Origin of the sequence: Paracoccus marinus, from assembly GCF_007018965.1 — a bacterium.
Taxonomy (GTDB): domain Bacteria; phylum Pseudomonadota; class Alphaproteobacteria; order Rhodobacterales; family Rhodobacteraceae; genus Paracoccus; species Paracoccus marinus.
In genome coordinates this window covers 67,741-93,374 of the sequence record NZ_VJYZ01000023.1, presented here as the reverse complement: position 1 = coordinate 93,374, position 25,634 = coordinate 67,741, and the positions used below count along the sequence as shown (strand labels likewise).

At 72.3% G+C, this 25,634-nt stretch carries 22 protein-coding genes and 1 tRNA gene; 9 read left to right on the top strand and 14 right to left on the bottom strand.

What is annotated here, in order from left to right:
* Nucleotides 1-15: 15 nt before the first annotated feature.
* Complete coding sequence (locus FNF32_RS11060) at nucleotides 16-474, top strand: RidA family protein (protein ID WP_131675259.1); 459 nt, start codon at nucleotides 16-18, stop codon at nucleotides 472-474.
* Nucleotides 471-1,226, top strand: a complete 756-nt coding sequence (locus FNF32_RS11055) for a glycerophosphodiester phosphodiesterase family protein (RefSeq protein ID WP_425467906.1) — start codon at nucleotides 471-473, stop codon at nucleotides 1,224-1,226. Before FNF32_RS11060 ends, FNF32_RS11055 begins: the two co-directional genes overlap by 4 nt.
* Before the next feature lie 35 nt (nucleotides 1,227-1,261).
* Here FNF32_RS11055 and FNF32_RS11050 read toward each other — a convergent pair whose 3' ends face one another.
* The 12 genes from FNF32_RS11050 to FNF32_RS11000 form a co-directional block, all read right to left on the bottom strand.
* Nucleotides 1,262-1,726 carry a PTS sugar transporter subunit IIA gene (locus FNF32_RS11050; RefSeq protein ID WP_131675260.1) on the bottom strand — a complete coding sequence of 155 codons (465 nt, stop codon included), beginning with the start codon at nucleotides 1,724-1,726 and terminating at the stop codon, nucleotides 1,262-1,264.
* Nucleotides 1,727-1,827: 101 nt separating this feature from the next.
* On the bottom strand, nucleotides 1,828-2,409 hold the full coding sequence (gene hpf / locus FNF32_RS11045; RefSeq protein WP_131675261.1) for a ribosome hibernation-promoting factor, HPF/YfiA family: 582 nt from the start codon (nucleotides 2,407-2,409) through the stop codon (nucleotides 1,828-1,830).
* A gap of 190 nt (nucleotides 2,410-2,599) precedes the next feature.
* Nucleotides 2,600-3,442, bottom strand: coding sequence for an LPS export ABC transporter ATP-binding protein (gene lptB / locus FNF32_RS11040; protein WP_131675262.1), 843 nt, complete (start codon nucleotides 3,440-3,442; stop codon nucleotides 2,600-2,602).
* Complete coding sequence (lptA, locus tag FNF32_RS11035) at nucleotides 3,442-3,954, bottom strand: lipopolysaccharide transport periplasmic protein LptA (RefSeq protein WP_246087793.1); 513 nt, start codon at nucleotides 3,952-3,954, stop codon at nucleotides 3,442-3,444. The genes lptB and lptA overlap by 1 nt, the downstream gene beginning before the upstream one ends.
* Before the next feature lie 99 nt (nucleotides 3,955-4,053).
* Entirely contained in the window at nucleotides 4,054-4,632 is a 579-nt protein-coding gene (locus FNF32_RS11030; RefSeq protein ID WP_131675264.1) for a hypothetical protein, read from the bottom strand.
* Nucleotides 4,632-5,576 carry a KpsF/GutQ family sugar-phosphate isomerase gene (locus tag FNF32_RS11025; RefSeq protein WP_131675265.1) on the bottom strand — a complete coding sequence of 315 codons (945 nt, stop codon included), beginning with the start codon at nucleotides 5,574-5,576 and terminating at the stop codon, nucleotides 4,632-4,634. Before FNF32_RS11025 ends, FNF32_RS11030 begins: the two co-directional genes overlap by 1 nt.
* A 9-nt stretch (nucleotides 5,577-5,585) precedes the next feature.
* Nucleotides 5,586-6,200, bottom strand: coding sequence for a ribonuclease D (locus FNF32_RS11020; RefSeq protein ID WP_131675266.1), 615 nt, complete (start codon nucleotides 6,198-6,200; stop codon nucleotides 5,586-5,588).
* A 128-nt stretch (nucleotides 6,201-6,328) separates the two neighbouring features.
* Nucleotides 6,329-6,427, bottom strand: coding sequence for a DUF2474 domain-containing protein (locus FNF32_RS15455; RefSeq protein ID WP_221930701.1), 99 nt, complete (start codon nucleotides 6,425-6,427; stop codon nucleotides 6,329-6,331).
* Nucleotides 6,427-7,431: a cytochrome d ubiquinol oxidase subunit II gene (gene cydB, locus FNF32_RS11015; RefSeq protein WP_281285673.1), complete on the bottom strand. Its 1,005-nt coding sequence runs from the start codon at nucleotides 7,429-7,431 to the stop codon at nucleotides 6,427-6,429. The genes FNF32_RS15455 and cydB overlap by 1 nt, the downstream gene beginning before the upstream one ends.
* A gap of 5 nt (nucleotides 7,432-7,436) precedes the next feature.
* Complete coding sequence (locus tag FNF32_RS11010) at nucleotides 7,437-8,867, bottom strand: cytochrome ubiquinol oxidase subunit I (protein WP_131675268.1); 1,431 nt, start codon at nucleotides 8,865-8,867, stop codon at nucleotides 7,437-7,439.
* A gap of 181 nt (nucleotides 8,868-9,048) precedes the next feature.
* Complete coding sequence (locus tag FNF32_RS11005) at nucleotides 9,049-9,969, bottom strand: SDR family oxidoreductase (protein ID WP_131675269.1); 921 nt, start codon at nucleotides 9,967-9,969, stop codon at nucleotides 9,049-9,051.
* 122 nt (nucleotides 9,970-10,091) lie between these two features.
* The gene (locus tag FNF32_RS11000) at nucleotides 10,092-11,270 is read right to left on the bottom strand and encodes an AI-2E family transporter (RefSeq protein ID WP_185961935.1); all 1,179 of its coding nucleotides are present in this window, start codon (nucleotides 11,268-11,270) and stop codon (nucleotides 10,092-10,094) included.
* Between the two features lie 145 nt (nucleotides 11,271-11,415).
* Here FNF32_RS11000 and FNF32_RS10995 point away from each other — a divergent pair, with 145 nt between their 5' ends.
* Nucleotides 11,416-11,952, top strand: a complete 537-nt coding sequence (locus FNF32_RS10995; protein ID WP_131675273.1) for a sugar O-acetyltransferase — start codon at nucleotides 11,416-11,418, stop codon at nucleotides 11,950-11,952.
* Nucleotides 11,953-11,977: 25 nt separating this feature from the next.
* Here FNF32_RS10995 and FNF32_RS10990 read toward each other — a convergent pair whose 3' ends face one another.
* Nucleotides 11,978-12,856 (bottom strand): alpha/beta fold hydrolase, encoded by an 879-nt coding sequence (locus FNF32_RS10990; protein ID WP_131675271.1) that lies wholly within the window; start codon nucleotides 12,854-12,856, stop codon nucleotides 11,978-11,980.
* 186 nt (nucleotides 12,857-13,042) lie between these two features.
* On the opposite strand from FNF32_RS10990, the gene FNF32_RS10985 reads away from it, so the two are divergent.
* The gene (locus FNF32_RS10985; RefSeq protein ID WP_143796635.1) at nucleotides 13,043-15,514 is read left to right on the top strand and encodes a hypothetical protein; all 2,472 of its coding nucleotides are present in this window, start codon (nucleotides 13,043-13,045) and stop codon (nucleotides 15,512-15,514) included.
* 6 nt (nucleotides 15,515-15,520) lie between these two features.
* Entirely contained in the window at nucleotides 15,521-20,425 is a 4,905-nt protein-coding gene (locus FNF32_RS10980; protein WP_131675049.1) for a VWA domain-containing protein, read from the top strand.
* A gap of 52 nt (nucleotides 20,426-20,477) precedes the next feature.
* Here FNF32_RS10980 and FNF32_RS10975 read toward each other — a convergent pair.
* Nucleotides 20,478-20,562 (bottom strand) — tRNA-Leu (locus FNF32_RS10975).
* 238 nt (nucleotides 20,563-20,800) lie between these two features.
* On the opposite strand from FNF32_RS10975, the gene FNF32_RS10970 reads away from it, so the two are divergent.
* The 4 genes from FNF32_RS10970 (at nucleotide 20,801) to FNF32_RS10955 (ending at nucleotide 25,619) form a co-directional block, all read left to right on the top strand.
* Nucleotides 20,801-21,796, top strand: a complete 996-nt coding sequence (locus FNF32_RS10970) for a complex I NDUFA9 subunit family protein (protein ID WP_131675050.1) — start codon at nucleotides 20,801-20,803, stop codon at nucleotides 21,794-21,796.
* Nucleotide 21,797: 1 nt separating this feature from the next.
* Nucleotides 21,798-22,601, top strand: a complete 804-nt coding sequence (locus FNF32_RS10965; RefSeq protein WP_131675051.1) for an undecaprenyl-diphosphate phosphatase — start codon at nucleotides 21,798-21,800, stop codon at nucleotides 22,599-22,601.
* Between the two features lie 154 nt (nucleotides 22,602-22,755).
* The gene (locus tag FNF32_RS10960) at nucleotides 22,756-24,333 is read left to right on the top strand and encodes a GMC oxidoreductase (RefSeq protein ID WP_246087792.1); all 1,578 of its coding nucleotides are present in this window, start codon (nucleotides 22,756-22,758) and stop codon (nucleotides 24,331-24,333) included.
* Complete coding sequence (locus FNF32_RS10955) at nucleotides 24,330-25,619, top strand: glycosyltransferase family 4 protein (protein WP_246087791.1); 1,290 nt, start codon at nucleotides 24,330-24,332, stop codon at nucleotides 25,617-25,619. The genes FNF32_RS10960 and FNF32_RS10955 overlap by 4 nt, the downstream gene beginning before the upstream one ends.
* Nucleotides 25,620-25,634: the final 15 nt, after the last annotated feature.

Below are 25,634 nucleotides of genomic sequence, written 5' to 3'. Positions count from 1 at the left end.
TCGAAGGAGCCGCCGATGTCGATCGATGCCCGCCTGTCCGAGCTCAACATCACCCTGCCCGACGCGCCCGCGCCGGCCGCCAACTATGTGCCCTACGTGCGGACGGGCAATCTTCTGTTCGTGTCGGGGCAGATCGCTGCGGGGGCCGACGGGCTCATCAAGGGGCGGCTCGGCCACGACATGGACACGGCGGCGGGGGCCGCGGCGGCGCGGGCCTGCGGGCTGTCGCTGTTGGCGCAGGCGCGGGCGGCGCTGGGGTCGCTGGACCGGGTGGCGCGGGTCGTGAAGCTGACGGGCTTCGTCGCCTCGACCCCCGATTTCACCGACCAGCCCGAGGTCATCAACGGCTGTTCGGACCTGATGGTCGAGGTGTTCGGCGATCGCGGCCGCCACGCCCGCGCGGCCGTCAGCGCGCCGTCCCTGCCACGCGGCGTCGCGGTCGAGATTGAGGCGGTGTTCGAGATCGAGGGCTGAGGCGGGTGCCCCTGCGCGACCTGCTTGCCCGCCCGATCGCCCATCGGGGGCTGCACGGGGCCGGGGTGCCGGAAAACTCGATGGCCGCGTTCCGCGCGGCGGTCGCGGCGGGCTATGCCATCGAAATGGACATCCAGCCGGCCGCCGACGGCACGCCGCTGGTGTTTCACGACGACCACCTGTTCCGGCTGACCGGGACCGACGGGCCGATCGCCGGGCTGAGCGTCGCCGACGCGGCGGCGCTGCGGCTGCTGGACAGCGATCAGGGCATCCCGACGCTGGCCGGGGTTCTGGCCGAGGTCGCCGGCCGGGTGCCCTTGCTGATCGAGGTCAAGGACAGCGACGGGGCGCTGGGGCCGGATGTGGGGGCCTTGCCCACGCGGGTAGCCGACGTCCTGTCGGCCTATGCCGGACCGGTGGCGGTGATGTCGTTCAACCCCCATGCGGTCGCGGCCGTCCATGCCGCCGCCCCGGGGCTGACGGTGGGCCTGACGACCTGCGGTTTCGCGCCTGCGGACTGGCCGGGGGTGCCGCATGACCGGCTGGCGGCGCTGACGCGGATCGATGACTTTGCACGCACGGGCGCGTCCTTCGTCTCGCACGACCACCGCGACCTCGGTCGCCCTGCGGTCCTTGCCCTGAAAGCGCAAGGCGCGCCCGTCCTGTGCTGGACGATCCGGTCGCCGCAGGAGGAGCGGGCGGCCCGCGCCGTCGCCGACAACATCACGTTCGAGGGGTATCGCCCGGGCTGAGGCGTCAGCGGTCAGGCGATCAGGCGGTCAGGAGATCAGGCGGCCTGGCTGTCCTGCGCGGCGGCCAGCACCGCGTGCAGCGCCACGGGATCGTCGTTGGCGCGCAGCTTCGCCCGCAGGTCGGCATCACGCAGCGTGCGCGACACCAGCGCCAGCGCCTTGAGGTGATCGACGCCCGAGCTTTGCGGCGCCAGCAGCGCGAACACCAGATCCACCGGCAGCTTGTCCACCGCGTCGAAATCCATCGGCTTTTCCAGCCGGAAGAACAGCGCCACCACCTTGTCCAGCCCGTGCAGCCGCGCATGCGGCAGCGCCACGCCGTTGCCGACGCCGGTCGGCCCAAGGCTTTCGCGTTCCTGCAGCGCGTCGAAGGTGCGGACCGCATCGACGCGATAGACGGTCTGCGCCAGTTCGGCGACGTCCTGGAACAGGCGCTTCTTGCTTGACACCTGGGACACCGATTTCACCGCGGAGGGCAGGAGGATGTCGCTGATCTGCATGGTGTAAAGGTCCCTTGCGCCGCCTGTCCGGCTGCCCGTCGCGGGCGTGAGGCCCACGACGGGCGGATGTCACGGACGCGTGCGGTCCGCCGCTTTCAACTTCATTTCACGTGGCGAGGGTCGATCCAGCCGACATTCCCGTCGTCGCGGCGATGGACCACGTTGACGCCCCCGTGCTTCTCGTTGCGGAACACCAGCATCGGGCTGCCGGACAGTTCCATCTGCATCACCGCGTCGCCCACCGACAGGGTCGGCACGCGGGTTTCCATTTCCGCGATGATGACGGGCTGCAGGCCCTGATCGTCCTGCGTTTCCCACACATCTTCGTCAACGGCCAGCACATAGCTTGACGCCGCGCCGTATTCAACCGGCTGCTCGACGCGGCTTTTCTGGTGGTCCTTCAGCCGGCGCTTGTAGCGGCGCAGCTGCTTGTCCATCTTTTCGCGGCAGTTCTCGAACGCGCCGTAGATCTGGGTGTCGCGGGCCTTTGCCTGCGCGGTCAGGCCGGTGGACAGGTGGACGACGGCCTCGCATTGGAACTCGTGCGCGTCGCGGGAAAAGATCACCGTCGCGTCGGTGGGCCGCTGGGCATACTTGGCGACCGTTTCCCCCAGGCTCGATTTCACGTGGCCCTGAAGCGAGTCACCGATATCGATCTGCTTGCCACTGATCTGATAGCGCATGGTGTTTGCGTCCTTTCTGCGGTTGCCCGCGCCGGACGGAGGTTCCCGCATGGGGCCGCCGACGACGGATCGTCCTTGCGGCGCGCATCCCCGGCCCAACGGGGCGGGATGCCGCCCGCATGACCATTTGGTGACGTCGCGCCGTTCCTGTCAACGGCGAGCCCGGCCGGTTGTTCCCCCGGCCCGCCGCTCAGATCATGCGGAAGCTTTCGCCCAGATAGACCTCGCGCACCTGCGGGTCGGCGACGATTTCCTCGGTGCTGCCGGACTTGAGCACCACGCCGTCGTGCAGGATATAGGCGCGATCCACGATCCCCAGCGTTTCCCGGACGTTGTGATCGGTGATGAGAACGCCGATGCCGCGCGACTTGAGGTCGTGGACCAGCGAACGGATCTCGCCCACGGCGATCGGATCGACGCCCGCGAAGGGCTCGTCCAGCAGAAGATAGCGCGGGTCCGAGGCGAGGCAGCGCGCGATTTCCACCCGCCGCCGTTCACCCCCCGACAGGGCCAGCGCGGGCGCGTGGCGCAGGTGGCCGATCGAGAAATCGCCCAGCAGTTCCTCCAGCAGGTCGCGGCGGCGGTGCTGGGATTTATGCGACACCTCCAGCACGGCCATGATGTTCTGTTCCACCGTGAGGCCGCGGAAGATCGACATCTCCTGCGGCAGGTAGCCGATCCCCATCCGCGCGCGGCGGTACATCGGCAGGCGGGTGGCGTCGCGGCCTTCGATCACGACCCGGCCTGCATCGGGCAGGATCAGTCCGGCGATGCAGTAAAAGCAGGTGGTCTTGCCCGATCCGTTCGGACCCAGCAGCGCCACGACCTCGCCCCGGTCCAGCCGCAGCGAGACGTCGCGGATGACCGGGCGGTTGCGATAGGATTTCCGCAGGCTGTCGATCCGCAGCCCTTCGACGCGGCTTGCCGGGGGGGCGGGGCGTGCCTGCGTTGAACCGAATTGATCGGGCGCGGCATCGGCCTGCACCGGGGCGGACGCGCCGCGCGGCCGGCCGGGATCGGACGGGCTGTCCATCAGTTCGTGCCGGGTTGCAGCACGGTGCGGACCCGGCCCGCCACGGTCGCGGCGCCGCTGTTCAGGTCGATGCTGGCCTGCTGGCCCGACAGAACGTTCTGCCCCTGCGTCAGCACCACGTCGCCCGACAGCGCGACGGTGCCGGCTTCCACGTCGTAGGCGGCTTCGCTGGCTTCGGCCGCGTCCGGGCCGTTGACCAGGGTCACGCCGCCGGTCGCGCGCAGGCTGCTGATGCGCTGGTTCCCCTCGCCCGCATAGACGACCGTGACCTCGCCCGCCGACAGGCGCATCTCGCCTTGGCCGATCACCACGTTGCCGGTGAAGGTCGCCTCGCCGGTGGTCTGGTTGACCTTGAGGCTGTCGGCCTCGACCTGGACCGGCGCGTCGGTGTCGGCGGACTGGCCGAACGCCACCGACTGGGCGGCGGCGGGCGTGGCCAGCGGGACCCCGGCGGCGAGGGCCGCGGCCAGCAGCAGAAACAGGCTCGAGGCGCGGAATGTCTGCAGCGGCACGGCGGCCATCCTTCTTGCGCGGGGGTCGGGTCGGATACGGGTCGGGAACGGGTGAGGCTCGGGTCGGCGACAGGGGTCGGGCGCGGGGTCAGGCCCCGGTCAGGGGCGATATAGCAGACGCACCCGGCCCTTCAAATCAAGAACGTGATCGCCGTTTTCGGCGCGGGCAAGGTCCATGCCGCCCGCGTCGAGCGTGCCGAAAGGCGCGGTCACGCGCACCGCGCCGGGCGAGGTGATGCGGCCCGCCGCGGTGTCGGCGGCGAACCCCGGCGCGCTCAGCGTCCACCCGGTCGAGGTGGTCATCTCGGCCCCGCCGTCCAGCCGGATCAGCCCGCCTTCGACCGCGCCCGACCCGGCGCGGACGCGCGCGGTCACGCCGTCGGCCTGCCATTCCAGCGCCAGATCCTCGGCCCGGCCGTCAGTGCCGGCGGGATCGGCGCGCGCGGCGCTCAGCGTGACGCGCGCGCCGTCGGCGCTGACGCCCGCGAAGCGCGGCGCGGTCATCCCGGTGCGGCGCGCAAGGTCGGCGCCGTCCCCTTCGACATACGGGATCGCCGTCTCGGGCGAGGGGCTGCGCGCCAGCAGGAACAGCATCGACAGGACGCCCAGCGCCGCCAGCGGCAGCAGGACCCGCAGCGCGCGGACGACCCGGCTGCGCAGGCGGCCCGCGCTGCGCATCAGGCGATCCCGGCGCGCAGGCAGTCGTGGATGTGCAGGATGCCGACCGGCCGCCCCTCGCGCACGGCGAAAAGCGTGGTGATCTTGCTGTCCTGCATCTGCGCCAGCGCCGCCTCGGCCAGCGCGTCGGGCGAGATGGTGCGCGGGTCGCGGGTCATCACCTCGGCCGCGGAATGACCCAACAGCCCGTCCATGTGCCGGCGCAGGTCGCCGTCGGTGATGATGCCGGCCAGGCGGCCATCGGCGTCCGCGACGCCGGTGACGCCGAAGCCGGTGCGGCTGATGGTCAGCAGCGCCTCGGTCATGGGGGTCGCCTCGGCGACCAGCGGCATCTCGGCGTGCATCAGGTCGGCCACGGTCGCCAGCCGCGCCCCCAGCTTGCCGCCGGGGTGGAAGGTGCGGAAATGTTCGGGCGTGAAGCGGCGATGTTCCATCAGCGCCACGGCCAGCGCGTCGCCAAGCGCCAGCGTCATGGTGGTGGAACTGGTGGGCACGATGCCGGTGCCGCACGCCTCGGGCGCCTGCGGCAGCAGCAGCGCCACGTCGGACTGGCGCAGCAGGGTGGACCCCTCGCGCCCCGCGACGCCGATCAGGGGGATCGCGAAGCGGCGGGTGTGGGCCACGATATCGGCGATTTCAGGCGTCTCGCCGCTGTTGGACAGGACCAGCGCCACGTCGCCGCGGGTCACCATGCCAAGGTCGCCGTGCGACGCCTCGGCCGGGTGGACGAACTGCGCGGGCGTGCCGGTGCTGGCCAGCGTCGCCGCGATCTTGCGCCCGACATGGCCCGACTTGCCCATGCCCGACACGACCACGCGCCCGGTGGCGGCAAGGATCACGCCCACCGCCGCCTCGAACGGGGCGCCGAGCGACTGTTCCAGAAGGGCGAGCGCATCGGCTTCGGTGCGGATCACCCGGCGGGCGGTGTCGAGGTAACTGGTCATCCGCCTGACCTAGTGGCGGAAGATGTCGTTGTCATCCCCCCAGCCCATCAGGTCCAGCCGGGCGCGCGTGGGCAGAAAGTCGAAGCACGCTTGCGCCAGCGCCAGCCGCCCCTCGCGCACGAGCCGCAGTTCCAGCTGCGCCTTGAGCGCGTGGAGGTGAAGCACGTCCGAGGCCGCGTATTCCCGCTGCGCGTCGGTCAGCACCTCGGCCCCCCAGTCGCTGGTCTGCTGCTGCTTGGACACGTCCACGCCGACGAGGTCGTTCAGCAGGTATTTCAGCCCGTGCCGGTCGGTGAAGGTGCGGATCATCTTGGACGCGATCTTGGTGCACCAGACCGGCGCGGTCAGCACCCCGAACGCCTGATACATGGCCGCGATGTCGAAGCGGCCAAAGTGGAACAGCTTTTCGACGGCCGGGTCGGCCAGCAGGCGGGTCAGGTTCGGCGCCGCGCGCTGGCCCTGCCCGATCTGGACCAGATGCGCGTTCCCGTCGCCTGACGACAACTGCACGAGGCACAGCCGGTCGCGGCGCGGATCGAGGCCCATCGTCTCGGTGTCTATGGCAACGACCGGGCCGAGGTCCAGGCCGTCGGGCAGGTCGTGCTGGTAAAGTTGGATGGTCATGGCGGCGGCCCCTGGTCCTTGCGCGGTCCTGTTCGCGGTTCGCGACGGGTGTGCGCCCGCGGGCGCCGGGCGTCAATGCGGCGCGGCTTGGGATTTGGGGTGGGGCATGGCGCGGGGGCCTCGGGCGGTCACGCCCCGATCCAGAACCGCAGCACCGCCGCCACCACCGTGATCGTCCCCAGCCCCGCCAGGTACAGCGCCACGAACCAGGCCAGCTTGCGCCCCATCAGTGATAGCCCGCGTCCGCGCCGACCTTGCCGCGGAACACCCAGTAGGAATAGCCGGTATAGACCAGGATCACCGGGATCAGCAGCACCACGCCCACGATGAAGAACGCCTGGCTCTTTTCGGGCGCGGCGGCCTGCCAGATGGTCAGCGATCCGGGCACGATGTAGGGATAGACCGACACCCCCAGCCCCAGGAAGCACAGCGCGAACAGCGCCAGCGCCAGCGGGAACGGCCAGTAGTCGCGCCGCGCCGCCAGCGTGCGGACCAGCGCCAGCGCGACCAGCGCGACGAGGACCGGCACCGGCGCGGTCAAGGCCATCGTCGGCCACGCGAACCAGCGGTCCCAGTAGGTGCCCAGCAGGAACGGCGTGGCCAGGCTGACCAGCACGATCGCGGCCAGCACCGCCACCAGCAGCAGCCGCGCCCAGCGATAAGCGCCGTCGCGCAGGTGCCCTTCGGTCTTCATGATGAGCCAGCACGCGCCCAGCAGCATGTAGGCCACGATCACGCTGACCCCGCACAGGACCGAGAACGGGGTCAGCCACTCGAACCAGCCGCCCGCGTACTGGCGGTCGACCACCGTCACGCCCTGCAGGACCGCGCCCAGCGCCACGCCCTGCATGAACGACGCCGCGACCGACCCGCCGACGAAGCCCGCGTCCCAAAGCCGCGCCCGGCGCGCGCTGCGGAACCGGAACTCGAACGCGACGCCCCGGAACACCAGGCCCAGCAGCATGATCATGATCGGCGCGTAAAGCGCGGGCAGCAGGATCGCGTACGCGGTCGGGAACGCCGCCATCACCGCCCCGCCGCCCAGGACGAGCCACGTCTCGTTCCCGTCCCAGACCGGGGCGATGGTGTTGATCATGGTGTTGCGGTCGTCCCGGCGCGCCAGGGGAAACAGCATCGCAAGGCCAAGGTCGAAGCCGTCCATGACGACATAGAGGAAGATCGAGAACACGACGATGAAGCCCATCACCGTGGTCATGTCCATCGGCATCAGCCCGTTCATCGGCGGCCCCCTTTCGCGTCGCCTGGCGCGCCCGTCGCGGCCATCGCCCCGCCGGGCGTGATCCCGGCGGCGCGCTGCGGCACGTCGCGCGACGGACCCGGCTCGTGGTCGTGGGGCGGGCGGGCCATGATCCGCAGCATGTAAAGCGTGCCGGCCATGAACACCGCCGTATAGACGGCGATGAAGGCCAGCAGCGACGCGCCGACGGCGGGCGCCGCGACCGGCGACACCGCGTCCGCCGTGCGCAGAACGCCGTAGACGACGAAGGGCTGTCGCCCGACCTCGGTCGTGACCCAGCCGGCAAGGACCGCCACGAACCCGGCCGGGCCCATCACGAACGCCGCGCGGTGCAGCCAGCGCCAGTCGTAAAGCCTGCCTTTCAGCCGCGCGAGGCCGCTGAAGAGCCCCAGTGCCAGCATCGCAAGCCCGATCCCGACCATCAGCCGGAACGACCAGAACACCACCGGCACCGGCGGCCACATCTCGCGCGGCACGCTGTCCAGCCCCGCCATCGGCGCGTTCATGTCGTGCTTGAGGATCAGCGAGCCGAGCCTGGGGATGCCGATCGCGTGGTCCAGCGTCCCGGTTTCCATGTTGGGCAGGCCGAACAGGTACAGCGGCGCGCCGTCGGGATGGCTTTCGAAATGCCCCTCCATCGCCATGACCTTGCCCGGCTGGTGTTCCAGCGTGTTCAGCCCGTGCTGGTCGCCCGCGAAGATCTGGATCGGCGCGACCAGCAGCAGCATCCACATCGCCATCGAGAACATGACGCGGCTTTCGTCCTGCGCGCGGCGGCGCAGCATGTGCCACGCGGCGCAGGCCCCCACCACCAGCGCGGTGGTGAGATAGGCGGCCAGCACCATGTGGACCAGCCGGTAGGGCAGCGAGGGGTTGAAGATGATCGCCCACCAGTCGCCCGGCAGGATCCGGCCCGTCTCGTCCACGATGTGGCCTTGCGGGGTCTGCATCCAGCTGTTGACCGACAGGATCCAGAACGCCGAGATCAGCGTGCCCACCGCGACCGCGTAGGTGGCGAATGCGTGCAGGCCGCGCCCGACGCGGTCGGTCCCGAACAGCATGACGCCCAGGAACCCGGCCTCAAGGAAGAACGCCGTCATCACCTCGTATGCCATCAGCGGCCCGACCACCGGCCCCGCAAGCTCGCTGAACCGCGACCAGTTGGTGCCGAACTGGTAGGACATGACGATGCCCGACACGACGCCCATCCCGAAGGCGATGGCGAACACCCGCATCCAGTATTTCAGCAGGTTGTGGTAAACCTCGCGGTTGGTGATGAGCCACAGCGTCTCGAGCACCGCGATGAAGCTTGCAAGGCCGATGGTGAAGGACGGGAACACGATGTGGAATGACATCGTGAAGGCGAACTGCAGGCGAGCCAGCAGCACGGCGTCAAGCTGTTCAAGCATCGTCCTCGCACCTTTTCCGGTCGGGAAAAGAGTGCGGTTGCGGGGCCCCGTTGTCCAGCCCGGAGGCCCGCGTCATATCGCCGCCCGCGGGGGTAGAAGGGGGGGGCGAGCGCGCCTGGACGCCGGGCGCGCTCGCGTGGCCTGCGCCGGGCGGCAATGCCCGGGCGACCGGCTGCGCGGCTCAGGTGCCGCTGCCGCCCGTCGCGGCATAGACCTCGCCGGTGATGTAGCTCGCCTCGTCGCTCGCCAGCAGGACATAGACGGGCGCGATCTCGACCGGCTGGCCCGCGCGGCCCATCGGGCTGTCGGACCCGAACTCGGGCAGTTTCTTCTTGGGCTGCCCGCCTGACACCTGCAGCGCAGTCCAGAACGGCCCGGGCGCCACGGCGTTCACGCGGATGCCCTTGGGGGCCAGCTGCTTGGCCAGCGCCTGCGCGAAGGCACGGTCGGCCGCCTTGGTCATCGCATAGTCGAGCAGGTGCGCCGAGGGCGAGAACGCCTGCACCGACGAGGTGACGATGATCGACGCGCCCTTCTTCATCGACGGCAACGCCTGTTGCGTCATCCAGAACGGGGCGTAGATGTTGGTCTTCATCGTGGCGTCGAACGCGTCCGACGTGATGTCGGCGATGGAGTCCTGGGTTTGCTGGCGGCCGGCGTTCAGGACCAGCACCTCGATCCCGCCAAGCTGGGCCACGGCGTCGTCGACGACCTTGCGCGCCGCCGCCTCGTCGCGAAGGTCGGCGGGCAGGGACACGGCGCGCCGGCCCTCGGCCTCGATCAGCTCGATCACGGCGCGGGCGTCGGGTTCCTCGTCGGGGTGAAAGCAGATCGCCACGTCGGCGCCTTCACGGGCAAAGGCGATGGCCGCCGCGCGGCCGATGCCACTGTCGCCGCCGGTGACCAGCGCGCGCTTGCCCGCGAGCCGGTCGTGGCCCTTGTAGCTCGTCTCGCCATGGTCGGGCTGCGGGTCCATCTTGCCCGCCAGCCCCGGCCAGGGCTGCTCGTCGTCGGAATAGGGGTTCAGCGGCAGCCGCGGGTCCTTGATCGCGCCGGAACGGTAGGGCGGGGCGACGGGATCGGTCTTATCGTCTGCGGGCATGGACAGGGCCTTTCGGTCAGCGTTTCGCTGTCGAACGCCGTGCGGCCGCGCCCGTTCCGGGGAACGGACCAACAAGATGACGTGTACCGCGGAACGATCGGGTCAGCCGGGTGACCGCCCCATCAGCGCCGCCGCCGCGTCCGCCGCTTCAGCGGCGACTGCCACACGGCCCCGCCGTCGGCCGCAGCGTCCGCCCCGGCGGCGGCCCCGGCCTCGCCCCGCTCGCGCGCCTCGCGGCGCAGCTTGACCAGGTACAGCGCATCGACATAGCGCACGATCACCCCTAGCGACGCCGCCACCGGCACGGCGAGCAGCAGCCCCGCGAACCCGAACAGCGCCCCGCCGCTGGCCAGCGCCAGCAGCATCCACACCGGATGCAGCTTGACGGAATCGCCCACGATCCGGGGGGTGACGATGTTGCCCTCGATGATCTGGCCGGCGACGAAGATGACGCCCACCAGCGCGACCCGGCCCCAGTCGCCCCAGAACTGCACCAGCGCCACCCCGGTCGCCAGGATGAAGCCCGAGAACGAGCCCAGGTAGGGGATGAAGTTCAGGATCCCCGCCGCCAGCCCGATCAGCAGCCCGTAGTTGAGGCCGATGGCCATCAGGATCGTGGAATAGAACGTGGCGAGCAACGCGCCGACGATCACCTGCCCGCGCACGAACCCGGTCAGCACGTCGTCGATGTCGCCCGCGACCCGCCGGACCATCGGCGCGTGGCGGTGCGGCAGCCGCCGGTCCACGCCCCGCACCAGCCGGTCCCAGTCGTAAAGCAGGTAGATCGTGACGGTGATCGTCGCCACGAACAGGAACCCCGCCGTCACCGCGCTGATGACGGTGCTGAGCGTGCCTCCCAGCATCGCGAGCGCGCTTTGGCGGATGCGCTCGGTCACCTCGGACAGGATCTGGCGCAGGAAGCCGCCGTCTTCCATCATCTCGGGAAAGCGCGCCATCAGCAGGTCGAAGCCGTTGCGGACCGCGTTCGGCAGCGCCTCGACCGCCTGCCGGATCTGGCCCAGGAGCGTCGGCAGAAGCAGCAGCACCGCCGCCGCGATCAGCGACATCATCGCAAGCACGATGATCCCGACCGCGCCCGCGCGCGACAGCCGCATCCGTTCCAGCCGGTCGGCCAGCGGGTCGAGGAAATAGGCCAGCGCCGCGCCCAGCACGAACGGCAGCAGCACCGGGCCAAGATGGCGCGCATACAGGACCGCGACGACGGCAAGCGCCGCCGCCACCAGGATCCGACGGTTCAGGACGACCAGCATGGCAAGGATTCCGGCGTTGACCGCCGGCATGTTGCCCCGGCCCCCGCGGCGGCGCAAGCTTGGCGCGGGCGGGGCGGCCGAAAGGACCATGCGGATGACCGAGACGACGACGAGCCAGCACGACCGGCAGGATGGCCGGCAGGATGACCGCCAGCACGACCGGCAGTACGACCGGATGATCGCGGGCCTCGACTACGACGCGAGCGACCCGGAACTGGTCGCGATGCGCGCCCGCGCCCAGCGGCTGGCACAGCAACTCGCCGGGTCGGTGGACGGGCCGGTGGACGACGCGCGGCGGGCGGTGCTGACCGAACTGCTGGGCACTTGGAACGGCGCGGTGATCCGGCCGCCGTTCTTCGTCGATTTCGGCCGCCACATCCATTTCGAGCCGGGGTGCTTCCTGAACTACAACTGCGTGTTTCTGGACGTGGCCGAGATCCGGGTCGGCGCGCGCACGCAGATCGGACCGGCGGTGCAGGTGCTGACCGCCGACCACCCGCGCGACCCGGCCCGCCGCGCGGCGGGCGTCGAATCCGGGCGCCCGATCAGGATCGGCGCGGATGTCTGGATCGGCGCGGCGGCGATCGTCCTGCCCGGCGTCACGGTGGGGGACGGCGCGATCATTGGCGCGGGCGCTGTCGTGACCCGCGACGTGGCCCCCGGCGCGACGGTCGCGGGCAACCCCGCGCGCCCGGTGCAACGGCGCGCCTGACCCGGCGTCTTTATCCCCCGCGGCCTCAGCCCGCGCGCAGATGCGCGAGCGTCAGGTCAAGAACGCGCGCCGGCTCCTCGTGCTGCACCCAGTGGGTCGCGCCCTCGATCACCTCAAGCCGGCCCGCGTCGCACTGCCCGAGACTCGCGCGGGCGACGTGGACCGCCAGCGCGCTGTCGCGGCTGCCCCACAGGATCAGCGTCGGCACCGCGATCCGGTCCGGGCGGCCCGGGTGCCGTTCCCGCAGCGCGCGGTAATAGTTCAGCATCGCCGTGAACCGGCCCGGCCGCTCCCACGCCTCGACATAGTGGTCCATGTCGGCGCGGCTGAAGACGCCGGGACGCGCGGTGCCCGTCATCATCCGGCGCAGCCCGGCGAAGTCAAAGGCCGACAGCGCCGCCTCGGGCAGCCACGGCAGCTGGAAGAACATCGCGTAGGTGCTGCGAAGCGCCTGCCCCGGATGGCGCAGGATCTGCCCGGCGAAGATGTCGGGATGGGGCGCGTCCATCACCACCAGCCGACGCACGCGGTGGGGATCGCGGGCCGCGACTCGCCACGCGACGACCCCGCCCCAGTCGTGGGCCACGAGGTCGAAGCGGTCGAGCCCCATTGCCGAGCCGAGCGCCGTCACGTCGCAGGCCAGCGTGTCGAGGTGATAGTCGCGCAGCGCGCCCGGCGCCTCGCTGAGGTTGTAGCCGCGCATGTCCGGCACGATGACGCGAAAGCCCGCATCCGCCAGCGGCTGGATCTGCCTGCGCCACGCCCACCAGAACTCGGGGAACCCGTGCAGCAGGATCACCGGGCGACCGGTGGTCGGACCCGCCTCGACCACGTGCAGGTTGACGCCGTTCACCGTCTGGAAACGACTGCTCCACCCCGGTTGCAGAAGGTCGGACTGTGTCATCACGGGCAACCGCCGCCGCCGGGTGCGGGTTCCGCCGCGCGGGGGCCGGTCGGCTGGGTTCGGCCGCCAGATTCCTGTTGCGTGAACGACGGCGCAGGCGGATCGTGGCGTCAATTGCGCCCGATACGACTGCCATCCACGACTGCTATCCACGACGCTGCGCCCCCTATCGTCCGCGAGGGTTCCATGCGGTCCGTTCTGCCGATCGCGTTCCTGTCCGCGCTTGCGACCGCGTTCCTCGGCCTCGCCGCGCCAGTCGCGGCTGGCCCGGTCGAGGCCAGCCCGGTCGAAGATTGCGACCGCCTTGCCGCCGACCCGACCGTCTCCCTTGCCGCGATCCAGCCGCAGGCGCGGGACGCCTGTGCCGCCGCACTCGACCTTGACGACAGCGTGGCCCGGCTGCTGCACCAGTATGCCCGCACGCTGGAACGGGCGGGTGAGATGGCGGCGGCCGAGCGGTATTACGGCTGGGCCGCCGATGACGGCTATCCCCCGGCACGGCTGGCGCTGGAGCGGCTGGGGCGGCCCGCGGGTGCCGGGGTCGCGGGCGGCGATGCGGGCACGGGTGCGGGCGCCCCCGGCGACCCGCTGCAAGCCTATGCGGCGGATGCGGCAGGCGGCGCGACCGGCCTGGATGCCGCGCGCGCCATCGCGGCGGCGGTGGCCCGCGACATCGCCCCCCTGCCCCACGGCGCGGCGCTGCGCGATCCGCAGGCGACGCTCGCCGCCCGGCGCGGCAGCGCGCCCGACATGGCGCGGCTTCTGGCGGCGCTGATCGTGGCGGGCGACCCCGTGGCGCAGACCCGCTTCGGCATCTGCGCGCCCGATGCGGCCACGGCGCGGGCGGCGGGCGCGGCGATGGACCGGCCCGATCCCCGGCCCGCGCAGACGATGTCGCAGGCGATCGCCGCCGCCTCGGCCCTGCCCGACCTGCCCGACGACGGGCGCGCGGTTCTGGATCGCCTGGCCACGGTCTGGTCCGCAGCCGTGACCGAGGGACGGGCCGAGGCAGATGCGCTGGCCGCCGACATCCGCGCCGCCTCGCCTGATTTCGGCACCGCGCCCCTGGCCCTATCAGCCACCCCCTTCGTCACCGTCGAGGTGCGGGACGGCGAGGCGTGGACCCCGCTCGATCCCTTGCGCGGCGGCGGGTTCGATATCGCCGCCTGCACCGCCTACGAGACCGGCCACGACCTGCCCGCTACGCTGACGCCGATGCTGCACCTGACCCTGCTCGCGACCGAAGGCGACGGCGCGGGCGGCACCCTGCCGCCGCGCCGGCTTCTGGCGGCCGACGTGCCGCTGGTGTCCGACGCGGTGCTGGCCTTTGCCGAAGGCTGGGGGATGACGCCCCCCGATGCGGGGGCCGCGCCGGGCGCACAGGATTATACGCCGGTCCTGATCGCGGGGGCGGAAACCGCGTGGGGCGACAGCCTGCGCCTGCCCCGCCCGCCCTCGGCCGGGCCCGAGATCGCCGACACGATCACCGGATCGCTGGGCGAGGCGGCGGCCGCGCTGAGCGCCGATCCGTCGCTGGAACCCGCGGCCGGCACGGGTTCCGCGCCCGCGATCCCCGACACCCTGCGCCGTCTCGACCTGACCGTGCGGCTGGACGGCCCGGCCGGACCCGGCCCCAGCCAAAGCTTCGCGCTGATCGACCGCGACCCGGCCGCCGGACCGCTTGCCGACGCGAACGGCATCCACACCGATTTCCTGCAGATCGTGACCTTCGTGCCGCTGGACGGCACCATGGCCGACCCGGCTTCCTCCAACCCGGCTTCCTTCGACGCGGCCCCTGCCGAGTTCGTCCTGTCCTCGGGCGGGATCGAGGCGGCGTTACGCCAGTCGGGCGGCGCGATGGCGGGCTTCGACGGGCTGCGCCGGGCGCTCTTCGCCGAACTGTCGGGGACGGCCGTGCCGAAGCCCCGGACGCTGGGCCTTCTGTCCACCTTCTGGACCGCGACAATGCCGGTCGGGCAAGGCGGCGCGGACGCAGCGGACGCGACCCCCGGCCTCGCGCTGCGGACCCAGATGCTGCGCGGCGTCGAACCTGCGACCGGCACCGAGGACCCGGCATCCGCTGCGGCGGCATGGGCGGTCGCCTCGGTCCTGGCCGAACGGCTGTCGTTGCAGCTGGGCGCCGACGATTTCGCCGCTGCCGCCCCCCGCCCCGACGCCGTCGCCGTGTGGTCCGCCGCCCGCGCCCGCGGCCCCGCCCGCGTCATCGACGACGCCGCCACCACCGGCCCCCTGTCGCCCGATGCCCACGCGCGCGCCACCGCCGAACTGTCGCGGGGCCGCATCCTGCTGGCCCCCGACGCCCCGACCGAACGCGACCTCGCCTGGTGGAGCGTCGATCCCCGCCACGCGGTCGTCGAGGACCTGTTCGCCGACGGCGGCCGCCAGGCGATGGCCGAGGAAGCCAAGCTGGACCAGGAGGCGTGCCGCAACGCCGGTTACTTCGCCAGCATCCACGGCAAGGTCGCCCGCCTGCTTGCGCCGGTGGCGCTTGCGCTGGCCCTGTCGGGATCGGGCGGCGAGGTCGCCACCGCGATCGTCAAGTACACCCGCGCCGTGATCGAAGCCGAGGACGCGGCCGAGAAGAAGCGGCGCGAGCTGGAGCTTGCGACCAAGGCCTGCTCGCTGGACAAGACCTGAAACGTGATGCGAGGGCTCATCCCCATCGCGGTCGGACTTGCGTTGTCTTTCGCGGCGGAACCGGCGGCGGCGGCTTGCATCGCCGAGGCCGAGCCGAACCAGACGCCGGAACTGGCCACCCGCGCAGGCACAGGCGACATCTGCGCGCGCGGCAACGCCACCGCCGACGACCAGGACATGATCGGCTGGGACGTGGACCGGGCAGGCCTGTGGACCATCCGGCTCGAGACGTTGCCGGGCGCGGTGGGGAACGTGCAGCTGGTCCGCACCCTGCCCGACGCCAGCGCCGAGATCGCGTGGAAGGGCGATGCCGACCCCGCGACCGGGCTTGCCGTCAGCCCGCACTTGCTGCTGGGGCCGGGGCGCTGGTTTCTCGGCGTGGCGGCGGCGGGCGAGCCGATGCGCTGGCGCGCCTATGCCGAAGGCGGCGCGCCGCTGCCGCCCGCGCCGGACCCTGCGGCCGCCACCTCCAGCGCAACCGCTACCGCCACCGACGCCTTTCGCACCCGGCTGGACGGCACCGGCGACACGGTCGGGTTCGCGTGGACCCTGACACCTGACGCCGCGGCTGCGCTTTGGGACCTGGGGTTGCAGGCGGCGATCGGCGAGAACGTCTCGGCCGAGGTCTACGGCCCGGACGGGACCTATCTGCTGACCCTCGCCGGGGCGCCCGCCGACGGGGTCGCCACCAGCGCCGACCTGCGGCTTGCGCCCGGCGACTACCGCGTGAACCTGCGCGGGCTGTCGGCCGGCGCGCCGGTGATCCTGTCGGCCCAAGCGGCGGACGGCGGCGGCGACGAGGTCGTGGCCGAGCCCGACTTCGACCTTGCCCGGGCGCACGACCTGACGACCGGGCAAAGCCTTGGCGGGCGGCTGGTCGCGCCGGGCAGCGACTGGGACATCGACAGCTTCGCCTTTGACGTGGCGCCTGGCGACGGGCAGGTCGTCATCGCGGTGGACAGCCGCTCGCCCCGCCCGATCGACCTGACGATCACCGACGCGGACGGCGTGGCGCTGGCAGACACGGTGACGGGCACCGGCTCGCTGCGGCTAGGCCCCTATGCGCTGCCGCCGGGCCGCTACGGGGTCGCGCTGCGCGGCAACCTGGGGCCGGCCGACCGCTACACCGTGACGCTGGACCCCGCCCCGCCGTTGCCGGCGGGGACCGAGGCCGAGCCCAACGACCGCGACGGTCACCCCAGCCCGGTCGCACCCGGACAACCGCTGCGCGGCACGCTGTCGCCGGGGGACCGCGATTACGTCGCGCTGGACCTGCCCGCCGACGCCACCGGCGCGATCGGCTGGTGGACGATCCGCGCGACCGGGCCGGGGCAGATCGACATGGACCTGCTGGACGCCACCGGCGCCAGCGTCGCCGCGGCGACGGGCGCGCCGGGTGCGCCGGGCGCGGAACTGCCGCGGCTGGCCCTCGCGCCGGGGCGGCACCTGCTGGAACTGCAGGGCGCGGGGCCGTGGACGGTCGACATCGTCCCCGCCACCCCGCCCGGCCCCGACGAGGAGCGAGAGCCGAACGACGCCGCGCTCGACGCGACGGAGCTTGCCGCCATGACCCAAGCCGACGGCACGCTGGCCATGCGGTTCCGGCTGGATCACGGCGGCGATCTCGACCGCTTCGGGCTGGACCTGGCGGCGCCCCACCGCGTCGCGCTGACCGTCGATGCGCCCGCCGCCACAGCGCCCGTGGGCGAGATCGCGCAGGCGACCGGGGCGGGCGGCGCGACGCTGGACTTCGCGCCCGACCCCGTCGATCCGGCGCGGGTGGTGGCCCGGTGGGACGGCGTGGTGGCGGCCGGGCGGCTGGACCTGACCTTGCAGGGGTTCGGCCTGTCGGCGGACGAGGGCCGCGTGACGCTGGCCCTGTCGCCCCCGTTCGACGGCGGCGCGGTGCGGATCGACGGCGACCCGGCGCTGGCCGTGGTCGCCGCGAACGACCCGCGCGTGCAGGGCCTGCGCGTCACGGCGGCGCTGCCCGACCAGCGGGACGGAACGCTTGAGCCGTGGGTGTCCGACGCGGATTGGCGGATCGCGCCCGCGCCCGGCTCGCCCGGCTCGTTCAGGCTTGAGGCGCCGCCCTACCTCGCGCCGGGGGCCGCGATCACCTGGGCGGTCGCACGGACCCGCGCCGGGGGCGCGGCCGTCGCTGTGGCGCAAGGCCGGGTCGAGGCGCGGGACGGGGCAGCCGCCGTCGATCCCGCGCCCGCAGCCGCCCTGCCAGCGCCGCTGCTGGGCGCGATCGACGCGGCGCGGACGGCGTTCGGGGCCGTCGTCCCCGACCCGGCGGCGGCGCTGTTTGACGGGCAGATCGACGGGACGGCGGTGGACCTGACGCTGGCCGAGCCGGTGGCCATCGACCTTGCGGGCGACGCGCCGCTGCCCGTCCTGGGGCTGGTCGCCACGCAGTCCGCGCTGGCCCCGCCCGGCAGCCGCCTGCGCCGCCTTCGGATCGAGGTTGCAGACACCGGCGGCTTCGTCCCGGTCTGGACCGGCGAGCTGGCCCGGCATACGAACCCCCAGCCGGTCGTGTTCGACGCCTCCGTGCCCGGCCCCGTGCCCGCCCGCGCCGTCCGGCTGGTGCCGCTGGACCGCTGGGACGGCGGCGCGGAACCCGCGACCCTGTCCGGGCTGTCGGTCCTGACCCCGCCCGCCGCCCTGCCCGAGGCGCGCGATCTCGCCCTGCCCGACCTCGGCGGGCATGTCGTCCGCGCGTCCGAAACCGACTATGCGCTCGTCGGCGAAGGCACCGCCTGGCCGGGCACCACGGTCGTGTTCCAGACCGCGTCCGGCGCGCCCGAATGGGTCATGCAGTTCCACGACAGCCGCGCCGCCCCCCTGTCGCGGATCGTGGTGACCGCCGATCCCGCCGCCCCGCCCGCGCAGCGGATCGCCCGGCTGGCGGTCGAGGCGAGCCTGGCCGGGCCGCTGGGCCCGTGGCGGCCGCTGGGCGAAATGGCCTTCGACCCGGCGAACGGCGCGGGCGCGCTGGCGGTGGACCCGCCGGTCTGGGCCCGAGCGCTCAGGTTCGCCGCCGACCGGGGCGACGGCAGGGTCGCGATGCCCGGATCGGTCTCGGTGATCGAGGATCGCGGCGCGGCGAACGGCGGCACGATCCTTGGCGAATGGGGCGCGCTGTCGCCGCGGGCCGTCCGCGAGCAGATGCACCCCGACGAGGACCCCCGGGGGCATGCGGGCGGCGACAACGCCGTCGCGGCCGAGGCCATCGCGGCGGGCGCGGTGGCGACCGGCTGGGTCTCGCAGGCGCGGCCGTCGGCGTGGTTCCTGATCGACCCGCCGCCCGATGCCCGGCGGCTGGTGCTGGCCGCGACCGGCGACGGCGCCCGCGTCGCGCTGACGGACCGCACCGGCGCATCGGTGCCGCTGACGCCCGATGCAGGCGGGCAGGCCGCCCCGATCGCGCCGGGGCAAGGGCCGTTCCGGCTGGAAATCTCGCGCCCCGCCGATGCCATCGTGGTCGCGTGGGACACGAGCCTCAGCGTCTCGACCTATACGCCCGCGATCCTGTCGGCGGTCCGCGACATGGCCGGGAACCTGTCGCCCGGCGTGCAGGCGATGAACTTCGTCCCCTTCCGCGCCTCGAACGCGGGCGACGACGGCCGGCCCCTGATGGACCGCTTCGCCACCACCCCCGCCGAGGCGTGGGGCGCGCTGCAAGCCTATCCCAACCGCGATTCCGACAGCGATGCCGAGGCGGCGCTGATCGTCGCCTCGCGCGCGCTTGCGGCCGAGGACGGGCGGCACGCGATCGTGCTGATCACCGACGCCTCGTCGCCGTCGGCCCGGTCGGCCGCGCTGTGGGCGGCGCTGGATGCCGCGCGGCCGCGCGTCTTTGCGCTGCGGATCCCGACCGGCACCCGCGACCGCGCGGCGCTGGCGCAGGCGCAGCAGATGCAGGACTGGGCGGCGCTGAACGGCGGCTTCCACCGCATCCTCGCCAGCACCGACGACGCCGCCACGGCGTTCCGCGACCTGACCGCGATCCTGCGCCGGCCGGTGCCGTTCCGGGTGTCGTGGCGGTCGGAAACGACGCTTCCCGGTCCGGGGCTGCTGCAGGTGGTGGCGCCGCAGGGGACGGCCGGCGCGACCGGCCTGTCCGGCGACCGCGCGACGCTGGTGATCCTGGACGCGTCGGGCAGCATGCTGCAACGCATCGACGGCACGCCCCGGATCGAGATCGCAAAGTCGATCCTGCGCGACCTCGTCGCCGACAGGCTGCCCGCGGGCGCGCCCTTTGCGCTGCGGGTGTTCGGGACCGGCGGGCGGGGATCCTGCGCCAGCACGGCGGCGCTGCCGCTGGGGCCGCTGGACGCGGACGGCGCGCGCGCCGCGATCGACACGGTCCGGGCCGAGGACGGGGCAAAGACCGCCATCGCCGCCAGCCTGCGCGAGGTCGCGGGCGATCTGGCGGGCGCAGCGGCGGGAACGAGCGCGGGCGCGGGGCAGCTCGTGATCCTGATTACCGACGGCGAAGAAACCTGCGGCGGCGACCCCGAGGCCGAGATCGCGGCGCTTCGCGCGGCGGGCGTGGACGTGCGGCTGAACATCGTGGGCTTCGACCTGGACGGATCGAAGCTTGCGGGGGATTTCGCCCGCTGGGCGGCGGCGGGCGGCGGCGCGTTCTTCGACGCGGGCGACGCCGCGTCGCTTGACGCGGCGGTGGCGGCGGCGCTCGCGCCCGGCTTTCGCGTGATCGGCGCGGACGGGGCCGACGTCGCGCGCGGCACGGTGGGCGCGCCCGCGATCCCGGTCCCGGCGGGGCTTTACGACATCCGGATCGACGGCGGCGGTGCGGTGGACGGTCCCCTGCTGCGGATCGAAGTCCACCCCGGCGAAACCGCCGTCATGACCCTGCCGAAAGCCGGTCGGGACCCCTGAAAAGCAAAACCCCCCGGAGGCCGAAGCTTCCGAGGGGGTTTCATCGTCGCAATGGTGCCCAGAAGAGGACTCGAACCTCCACGCCTTGCGGCACACGGACCTGAACCGTGCGCGTCTACCAATTCCGCCACCTGGGCCGGTTGCGTGAGCGGGGGATTTAGAGACCGGGGCGGGGGGTGTCAACGGGGGTCGGCGGCGATCGTCACAGAAAATACGTCACGGACAGATCGCGCCGTGCGGCGGGCCCGTCTGCCTGCCCGCGCGACCCCGGGCCGCGCCCGCCCCGCCGCGAGCGGGCGCCCGCGCTTGCTGACGGCGCGGGGCTTCGCTATCAGCAAGGCCAGCACGCATCGGGGCAACGCAAGGGGCTTACCCATGTCGAAACTGGTCACCATCTTCGGCGGATCGGGGTTCCTTGGTCGGCAGATCGCCCGGATCATGGCGGCCGAAGGCTGGCGCGTCCGCGTCGCCGTGCGCCGCCCGAACGAGGCGGGGTTCGTCCGCGCCATGGGCGCCGTGGGCCAGGTCGAGCCGGTCACCTGCAACGTCCGCAACGACCTGTCGGTGACCGCCGCCATGACCGACGCCGACGCGGTCATCAACTGCGTGGGCATCCTTGTCCGCGAGGGCAAGAACAGCTTCGACATGATCCACGACGAGGCGGCGATGCGGGTGGCCCGCATCTCGGCCGAACTGGGGATCCCGAAGCTGGTCCACATCTCGGCCGCGGGCGCCGACGAGGACAGCCCCAGCAACTACGCCGCGACCAAGGGCCGGGGCGAGATCTCGGTCCTGATGCACCGGCCCGACGCGGCGGTGCTGCGCCCGTCGGTGATGTTCGGGCAGGGCGACGGGCTTTACAACAAGATCGCGGGCATGACCCGGCTGAAACTGTTCCTGTTCGTGCCCGGCGCGTCCAGCCGGGTGCAGCCGGTGTTTGTGAACGACGTGGCGCGGGTGGCGGCGATGTGCGCCGCAGGCCAGGCGCCGGGCGGGATCTACGAGCTGGGCGGGCCCGACGTGATGACGATGCGCGAGGTGGCGCGGCAGGTGCTGGACGTGACCGGCCGGCGCCGCGCGATCATCGGCCTGCCGGGCGTGGTCGCCGCGACCTTCGGATCGGCGCTGGACGCCGCGCAGTGGATGACCGGCGGGCTGGTCACGAACCGGGTCATCACCCGCGACCAGGCGGTGACGCTGCGCCGCGACAACCTGGCCACCCCCCGCGCGGGCGAGATCCTGGGCTTCGACGACGTGGGCATCGTGCCAACGGCCGCGGCGGCGGTGATCCCCAGCTATCTGTGGCGGTTCCGGCCGTCGGGGCAGTACGACGCCATCAAGCAGTCCGCGAAGTCGCTGCGCGACAACTGACATGGAACACTCGACGATCGTCGCCGCGCTTCTCGGCGTGCTCGAGGGGCTGACCGAGTTCATCCCCGTATCCTCGACCGGGCACGTCCTGCTGGCGGGCCACTTTCTGGGGTTCGATTCGCCCGGCCGCGCGTTCGAGGTGCTGATCCAGCTTGGCGCGATCCTCGCGATCCTGGGCGTCTATGCCGGGCGGCTGTGGCGCATCTTCTCGACCGCGCCGCGCGATCCGCGCGCGCGCCGGTTCATCCTGTCGGTGCTGGTCGCGTTCCTGCCCGCGGTGGTGGTGGGCGTGATCGCCCACGACTTCATCAAGACCGTCCTGTTCGAAACCCCGGCGCTGATCGCGGTGATGCTGATCCTGGGCGGGATCGTCCTTCTGTTCGTTGACCGGATGGCCACCACCCCCCGCTTCGCCGAGGCCGAGGACATCCCCCTGCCCCGCGCGCTGGGGATCGGCGCGATCCAGTGCCTTGCGATGGTCCCCGGCGTGTCGCGGTCGGGGGCGACCATCGTCGGCGCGCTGCTGATGGGCGCGAGCAAGCGGGCCGCGGCCGAGTTCAGCTTTTTCCTGTCGATGCCGACGATGGCGGGCGCGTTCGCCTATGACCTTTACAAGAACCGCGACATCCTTGACGCGGCGGCGCTGGGGAACGTGGCGGTGGGCTTTGTCTGCGCCTTTGTCAGCGCCGTGTTCGTGGTGCGCTGGCTGCTGGGCTACGTGTCGGCGCGCGGCTACGGCCTGTTCGCCTGGTGGCGGATCATCGTGGGCGGGGTCGTCCTGGTCGCGCTGGCGGCGGGCGGCTGAGGCGCCCGGGCAGATTTTCCAACTGTTAACCGCTAATTGATAAATGATCTTCGCAAGCCGCGCGGGCCGTGCTAACGGCAACGGCTGAAGCCCGCCGCGCGTGAGCGCCGCGCCGCGGGCATGTCGTTGCGCGCTTTGGAACGGGTAGTCCGCCGTGGGCGACGAAGTGGTCAGGCTGGCCGCACATCAGGCCGCAGATACGAACCGGGCCGTGGATTCGGTCCATTGGGATGCGATCGTGATCGGGACGGGCCTGGGCGGCGCCCATGCCGGGGCGCGGCTCGTCGATGCGGGCATGAAGGTCCTGTTCGTCGATCGCGGGGTCGCACCCGTGTCCGGCCAGCCCGCGCCCATGGAACAGCTGGAAGCCGAGGTCACGCTGAACGGCAGGTCCGCGCGCCGGGTGCCGACAACCGTCGCGGCGGTGGGCGGCACCTCGGTCATCTACGCGGCCTCGCTGGAACAGCCCGAACGCCACGACCTGGACGACCTGCCCGGCATGCCCCACCCCACGCAGGGCTGGGTCGTGGGCTATGACGCGTTCGCCCCCTATTTCGACCTTGCCCGCAAGACCGCGCATGTCTGCGGCACCCGCGACCCGCTGTCGGGGCCAGGCGCCGGCGCCATGCTGCCGCCGCCGCCCCTGTGCCCCGGCGATGCGCTGATCGAGGCCGGGCTGACCCGGCGGGGCTTTCACCCCTATCGCGCCCATCTGGGGATCAACTTCGACCGCGACTGCACCGAATGCATCGGCCGCGAATGCTTCCGCGAATGCAAGGCCGACGCGCGGCAGCCGCTGAACAGGGCGCTCGCATCGGGCCGGGCCGCGCTGCTGTCGGGCTGGACCGCCCACCGGATCGAGGTTGACGGCCCGCTCGCCGCCCGCGTCATCGTCCGCCGCGACGGGCAGGAAATGACGCTGACCGGCGACCGCATGGTGCTGGCGGCGGGATCGCTGTCGTCGGCGCAGCTTCTGCTCGCCTCGCGGTCCGAGGACTGGGCGGACGGGCTTGGCAACCGCAACGGGCTGGTCGGGCGCGGGCTGATGTTCCACCTGTCCGAGCGGCTGGCGGTCTGGCCCGACGGGCGCGCCGAGCTGGGCTTTCCGGCCAAGTCGCTGGCCTTGCGCGATCTTTACATGCAGGACGGGCAGCGGCTGGGGCTGGTCCAGTCGATGGGGCTGCAGGCCGATTACGGCAACGTGCTGATGCACCTGCGGTCCAAGTTCGACGGCGGCTGGATGCGGCGCGCGCGGCCGGTGCGCCCGTTCCTGCGCCTGCCAGCCAAGGCCGCTGCGATGGTCCTGGGCAGCGCGCGGGTGTTCGTGGGCATCCTTGAAGACCTGCCCTACGACAGCAACCGGGTCCTGCCCGGCGACGACGCGGCCGCCACCCCTCGCATCGACTATGCCATCGCGCCCGAGCTTGCGGCGCGCCGCCGGCAGTTCCGCGACGCGATCCGGCGGATGCTCAAGGGGCAGCGGTTCTTCTTTCTCAACGACGATGTCGAGCTGAACTTCGGCCACGCCTGCGGCACCGCCCGCTTCGGCGCCGACGCGCGGACCAGCGTGCTGGACGCGGACTGCCGGGTCCACGGGCTGCGAAACCTGTATCTCGCCGACGCGTCGTTCATGCCGACCTCGACCGGGGTGAACCCCGGCCTCGTCATCCTGGCCAACAGCCTGCGCGTGGCCGACCGGATCGTGGACGACCGCGCACGGGCCGCCGCATGACCGCTGAGCCCCGCCCCCGGATGCTGCTTGTGGCCGAGGCCGCGAACCCGGAATGGGCGTCGGTGCCGCTGGTGGGGTGGTCGCTCGCCTCGGCCATCGCGGCGCGGACCGACGCCCATATCGTGACGCAGGTCCGCAACCGCGACGCGTTCCTGCGCGCGGGCAAGGTCGAGGGGCGCGACTTTACCGCGATCGACACCGAGCGGCTGGAAAAACCTCTTTGGGCCGTCGCGCAGCGGATGAGCCTGGGGTCCAAGGGCGGCTGGACCACGCTCGCCGCGATGACCGCGCTGACCTATCCGTATTTCGAGCGGCTGGTCTGGAAGGCGTTCGGCAGCCGCATCCGGTCGGGCGAATTCGACGCCGTCCACCGCATCACGCCGGTATCGCCGACGGCGGTCGGATCGCTCGCGGCCCGCGTCCACCGCGCGGGCGTGCCGTTCATCCTGGGGCCGATCAACGGCGGCGTCCCTTGGCCCGAAGGGTTCGAGGCAACGCGGCGGCGCGAGCGCGAGTGGCTGTCGTCCCTGCGCGGCATCCACCGCTTCCGCCCCGGACGGCGCGGGATGCTGGCCGCGTCCGACGTGATCCTGTGCGGATCGAACTTCGCCCTGAAAGAGATCCCGGCCGACCTGCGCCACAAGGCCCGCCATTTTCCCGAAAACGGGATCGACCCGGCGCGCTTTCAGGCGATCGCGCAGCAGCCGGGGACGCTTCCCGTCCGCGCCTGCTTCATCGGCCGGCTGGTGCCGCTGAAGGGCGTGGCGATGGCGATCGAGGCGGCGGCGCCGCTTCTGGCCGACGGGCGCATGACCTTCGACATCATCGGCGACGGCAGCGAGCGCGCGGCGCTGGAAGCGCAGGTCGCGGCCGCCGGCCTTGGGGCGGCGGTCACGTTTCACGGCTGGCTCGAACACCGGCAGGTGCAGGACGTGGCGGCCGGGTGCCACCTGCTTCTGTTCCCCTCGATCCGCGAATTCGGCGGCGGCGCGGTGCTGGAGGCGATGGCGCTGGGGCTGGTCCCGGTCGTCGTCGATTACGCCGGACCGGGCGAGCTTGTGGACGACGAGGTGGGCTTCAAGGTGCCGATCGGCCAGCGTGATGCGATCGTCACGGCGCTTGCCGCGCTTCTGGAACGGATCGCCGCCGACCCCTCGGTCCTGCCCGCGCGGGGGGCCGCGGCGCGCGCCCGGGTGCAGCGCGATTTCCTGTGGGACGCAAAGGCCGCACAGCTGGTCAATCTTGCATCAAAGGTTGCCTCGGACCGGACTCGCACCTTAGTTTGAGCGACGTAACGCCCG

Bases quoted from the DNA above. Each gene is read 5' to 3' on its own strand.
- FNF32_RS11060 (WP_131675259.1), top strand. From the start codon at position 16: ATGTCGATCGATGCCCGCCTGTCCGAGCTCAACATCACCCTGCCCGAC.
- FNF32_RS11050 (WP_131675260.1), bottom strand. From the start codon at position 1,726: ATGCAGATCAGCGACATCCTCCTGCCCTCCGCGGTGAAATCGGTGTCC.
- hpf (WP_131675261.1), bottom strand. From the start codon at position 2,409: ATGCGCTATCAGATCAGTGGCAAGCAGATCGATATCGGTGACTCGCTT.
- lptB (WP_131675262.1), bottom strand. From the start codon at position 3,442: ATGGACAGCCCGTCCGATCCCGGCCGGCCGCGCGGCGCGTCCGCCCCG.
- FNF32_RS11030 (WP_131675264.1), bottom strand. From the start codon at position 4,632: ATGCGCAGCGCGGGCCGCCTGCGCAGCCGGGTCGTCCGCGCGCTGCGG.
- FNF32_RS11025 (WP_131675265.1), bottom strand. From the start codon at position 5,576: ATGACCAGTTACCTCGACACCGCCCGCCGGGTGATCCGCACCGAAGCC.
- FNF32_RS11020 (WP_131675266.1), bottom strand. From the start codon at position 6,200: ATGACCATCCAACTTTACCAGCACGACCTGCCCGACGGCCTGGACCTC.
- FNF32_RS15455 (WP_221930701.1), bottom strand. From the start codon at position 6,427: ATGGGGCGCAAGCTGGCCTGGTTCGTGGCGCTGTACCTGGCGGGGCTG.
- FNF32_RS11010 (WP_131675268.1), bottom strand. From the start codon at position 8,867: ATGCTTGAACAGCTTGACGCCGTGCTGCTGGCTCGCCTGCAGTTCGCC.
- FNF32_RS11005 (WP_131675269.1), bottom strand. From the start codon at position 9,969: ATGCCCGCAGACGATAAGACCGATCCCGTCGCCCCGCCCTACCGTTCC.
- FNF32_RS11000 (WP_185961935.1), bottom strand. From the start codon at position 11,270: ATGCCGGCGGTCAACGCCGGAATCCTTGCCATGCTGGTCGTCCTGAAC.
- FNF32_RS10995 (WP_131675273.1), top strand. From the start codon at position 11,416: ATGATCGCGGGCCTCGACTACGACGCGAGCGACCCGGAACTGGTCGCG.
- FNF32_RS10990 (WP_131675271.1), bottom strand. From the start codon at position 12,856: ATGACACAGTCCGACCTTCTGCAACCGGGGTGGAGCAGTCGTTTCCAG.
- FNF32_RS10985 (WP_143796635.1), top strand. From the start codon at position 13,043: ATGCGGTCCGTTCTGCCGATCGCGTTCCTGTCCGCGCTTGCGACCGCG.
- FNF32_RS10980 (WP_131675049.1), top strand. From the start codon at position 15,521: ATGCGAGGGCTCATCCCCATCGCGGTCGGACTTGCGTTGTCTTTCGCG.
- FNF32_RS10970 (WP_131675050.1), top strand. From the start codon at position 20,801: ATGTCGAAACTGGTCACCATCTTCGGCGGATCGGGGTTCCTTGGTCGG.
- FNF32_RS10965 (WP_131675051.1), top strand. From the start codon at position 21,798: ATGGAACACTCGACGATCGTCGCCGCGCTTCTCGGCGTGCTCGAGGGG.
- FNF32_RS10955 (WP_246087791.1), top strand. From the start codon at position 24,330: ATGACCGCTGAGCCCCGCCCCCGGATGCTGCTTGTGGCCGAGGCCGCG.